Source organism: bacterium (assembly GCA_036382775.1).
GTDB lineage: Bacteria > Hydrothermota > Tepidihabitantia > SM23-42 > JAOAFX01 > DASVHD01.
Map to the genome: position 1 here is coordinate 1 of DASVHD010000018.1, position 3,302 is coordinate 3,302.

2 protein-coding genes and 1 tRNA gene are annotated in these 3,302 nt (G+C 51.1%); 1 reads left to right on the forward strand and 2 read right to left on the reverse strand.

Annotation, left to right across the window (positions count from 1 at the left end):
• Both VF399_03025 and VF399_03030 read right to left on the reverse strand, forming a co-directional pair.
• Positions 1-140: GTP-binding protein (locus tag VF399_03025; protein ID HEX7319316.1), on the reverse strand; the 140-nt coding region annotated here is incomplete at its 3' end.
• Positions 141-196: 56 nt separating this feature from the next.
• A tRNA-Thr gene (locus tag VF399_03030) sits at positions 197-270 on the reverse strand.
• A gap of 308 nt (positions 271-578) precedes the next feature.
• Here VF399_03030 and VF399_03035 point away from each other — a divergent pair.
• The coding region (locus VF399_03035) for a C25 family cysteine peptidase (protein HEX7319317.1) at positions 579-3,302 on the forward strand (2,724 nt) is incomplete at its 3' end.

The window sequence follows — 3,302 nt, forward strand, 5'->3', positions numbered from 1 at the left end:
TAACTCACAAACTTGGCCAGCTGCTTCTTCTCCAAGGCCTTGGTGATCGCCGAGGTCAACGCCGTCTTGCCATGATCCACGTGACCAATCGTCCCGATGTTCACATGCGGCTTGTTACGATCAAACTTTGCCTTTGCCATAAATTCTCCTTCGTTGCTCGCGCAACAGTTCCCGCGCTGCTATTTCCGTCATGCGCAGCCTGGAGCCGGAATCGAACCGGCGGCCTCCTCCTTACCAAGGAGGTGCTCTAACCGACTGAGCTATCCAGGCACATTATGTGCGGGATTGGTACCCAGGGAAGTATATAATATTCGCTTATAAACTACCCAAATACCTAAAGCATTATCGTTAATTTTTAATAAATATTTATTTACGTAAAACAACAATAGACTACAATTATATTTAAAACTTGCTAAATGTCAATAGTCAAGTTCAACAATATCGGTAATATGCCGATAATGGGTGGAAAAAGGGTATTGACAATCTATGGATAGTGCGTATATTATTAGTATATACTGAAGATCATTTTTAAAGTTCGTTTTGGTGGGAAAATATTCAAAAACCTGCAAGGAGGTTTTATGAGGAGACATATAGTCGTTCTATTCCTGGCGCTTGCGGGAATAAACAGTCTGTTTGCGGCAGCGGTTTCAACACCCGAGATGAGGGTGCTGCAGGATAAGGGTTCAAGTGTTACCGTTGAGATCGTTTTGAATGGTTACGACACCGAGACCATTGATATCAACGGCAAACCCTGCACGCAGATCAGAGTTCCCGGTTTGGTCAATTACCTGCAAAAGGGTTATCCCGAATTACCGGTAATAAACCGCAATGTAATAATTCCTGATGAAGGTGCGATGGCATGCCGGATCATATCAGCCGATTATGAAACAAAAGTGGTAGGAACGATCGTGCCGTCAAAAGGTAATTTGTACCGTAATGTGGACCCGGCGACCGTACCTTATGAATTCGGTAAAATATATGAGGAAGACACTTGGTGGCCGACGAACGCAGCTGAAATTTCCAAACCTTTTATCATGAGGGATTACCGGGGTGTTTCGGTCTGTTTTAATCCATTCATGTACAATCCCGTACGCGGTGAATTGAAGATCGCTAAAAGGATCGTGGTCGAGATCTATAAGAACGGTCCGGGCGGCGAAAATGTGATCAAAAAACAGCGCGGCGCGCTGCTGGATGAATTCGTGGATATTTACAGGAATCTATTCATAAATTTCAATGACTCACGATATGACTCGATCTCGGAACGACCGGGAAGGATGCTGATCATTACCGCGGACGCCTATAATGCCAACATGGCTAATTTCCTCAAATGGAAGAAGAGAAAGGGTATATTCACGAAGCTCGTTAATGTTTCAACTGTCGGGAATACCGCGGCCGCGATAAAAGCGCGCATCCAGGCAGAATATGATTCAACCGACCTGGCATGGGTATTGCTGGTCGGCGACGGCAATGAAGTTGTCCCCGCGGTCGGTACGATGGGTGCAGCCTCTGGCGCGGATTGCGACCCCGTATACACTTATCTGGCGGGCGGGGATTATTATCAGGACGCATTCATTTCCAGGATGAGCTCGCGCGGCGGTACAGCCCTCAATATCGACAAGCAGACCAGCCGTTCCATCCTGTACGAAACCACGCCGCAGATGGCTGGTACGTGGTACCGGACCGCGACCGGCATAGCCAGCAATCAATCCGGTGGCAGTCCTTCTTATGCGGATTCAACGCGCATGAACTTCCTCCGCGATTCGCTCAAAACCCCCAAATATTACTACACGCGGTTTGACACGAGTTATGATTCCTGGGGCACTGCGGCGTTGATCAAGAGCCATATCGAGACCGGGACCGGGTACATCAACTATATCGGGCACGGCAGCCAAACCTCATGGGTCAACGGCGGCGGATTTTCCAACAGCGACCTGGCATCTCTGAATAACCCCTGGAAACTGCCTTTTGTCGTATCGGTGGCTTGCGTGGTCGGCGATTTCGATGGCGGTGACTGTTTCTGTGAAGTGTCGGTTACATGCGGGGAAGTAGCCCAGCCCGACGGCTTCCTGGTGCACTGGGGTTCGACGATCAATCAATCCTGGGAACCTCCATGCTGGGGTCAGGCAGGAGCGGTCGGTCAGCTTACGCATAACCAAAAGAATACGTTCGGCGGCCTCTGTTTCAACGGCGCCAGCTACATGATAGAACATTATGGCGCGAGTGCTGCCGAAGGCGTTGAGATGGCGCAAACCTGGACAATTTTCGGGGATGCTTCGGTCCAGTGCCGGTCAAACCTCGTGGATAGTCTGGTCGTTACCCATAACCCGACGGTCAGCCCGGTCCCCATGAGCTTTTTGGTCAATGTAAAGGATAACGATAATGTGACGCCGATCCAGAACGCTTTAGTGTGCTGCTATATCTCAACCCAGAGTCCGGAGATGCACGCGACCGGGTGGACCGACGCGAGCGGGAACGCGACTATCAGCGTCAATCCCCTTAACGTGAACGATACTATGTGGGTTACCGTGACAAGGTACAATTATAAGCCTTATCAGGGTTTTGCCCTGGTCTTTGACGCCGGTATACCTGCAACACCGAGCATTGTAAAGCCCATGGATTTCGGAAGGATGCCTGATCTTAACCCGACGCTGACGTTCACGTCGACCGATCCGCAGAACCAGAATATCATCTATCGGGTACTGTGGGATACGGATCCGGCCTTTGCCAGTCCGGAAAGCTCGACCACGGCCAATTACGCGAGCGGGGCTGTGGTCGATTTCAATTTCCCGTCCAACCTGGCCAACGGTTTGACCTACTGGTGGAAGGTTAAATGCACGGATGTGGGTGGTTCCGGGTACTGGACGAGTTACACAACATCACGGTCGTTCACGGTCGATACTAGCCTTCCTGCCAATACCTGTTCCTGGTACCAGACCACCGCGGCGCAGTTCGGGTTCAACACGTTCAACAGTACCGTGATCCAGGGCGACAGCGTGGTTTTAGTAGCGGCTGGTTCTGTGGTCGTGGAGACGCTGCAGGTACAGCCCTTTGCCAGCGCCAGCATGCCTTCGGGCTGGACCGTGGTCAACGGCAACGGCGACGCCTATCAGTGGGTTGTTGGTACGACCTCGGACCTGGGTAGTTACACGCCGCCGGGCTATGGCAGTTACTACGCTTACTATTCGGATGACGATGCGGGCAGCGGGAATATCAGTAACAATGAAGAGCTGCTTTCGCCGAAGTGGTATGTGGGTGGTTTGACCGGCAGCGTGGTCATGGAGTACGGTTGGGGTTTCCAGGTA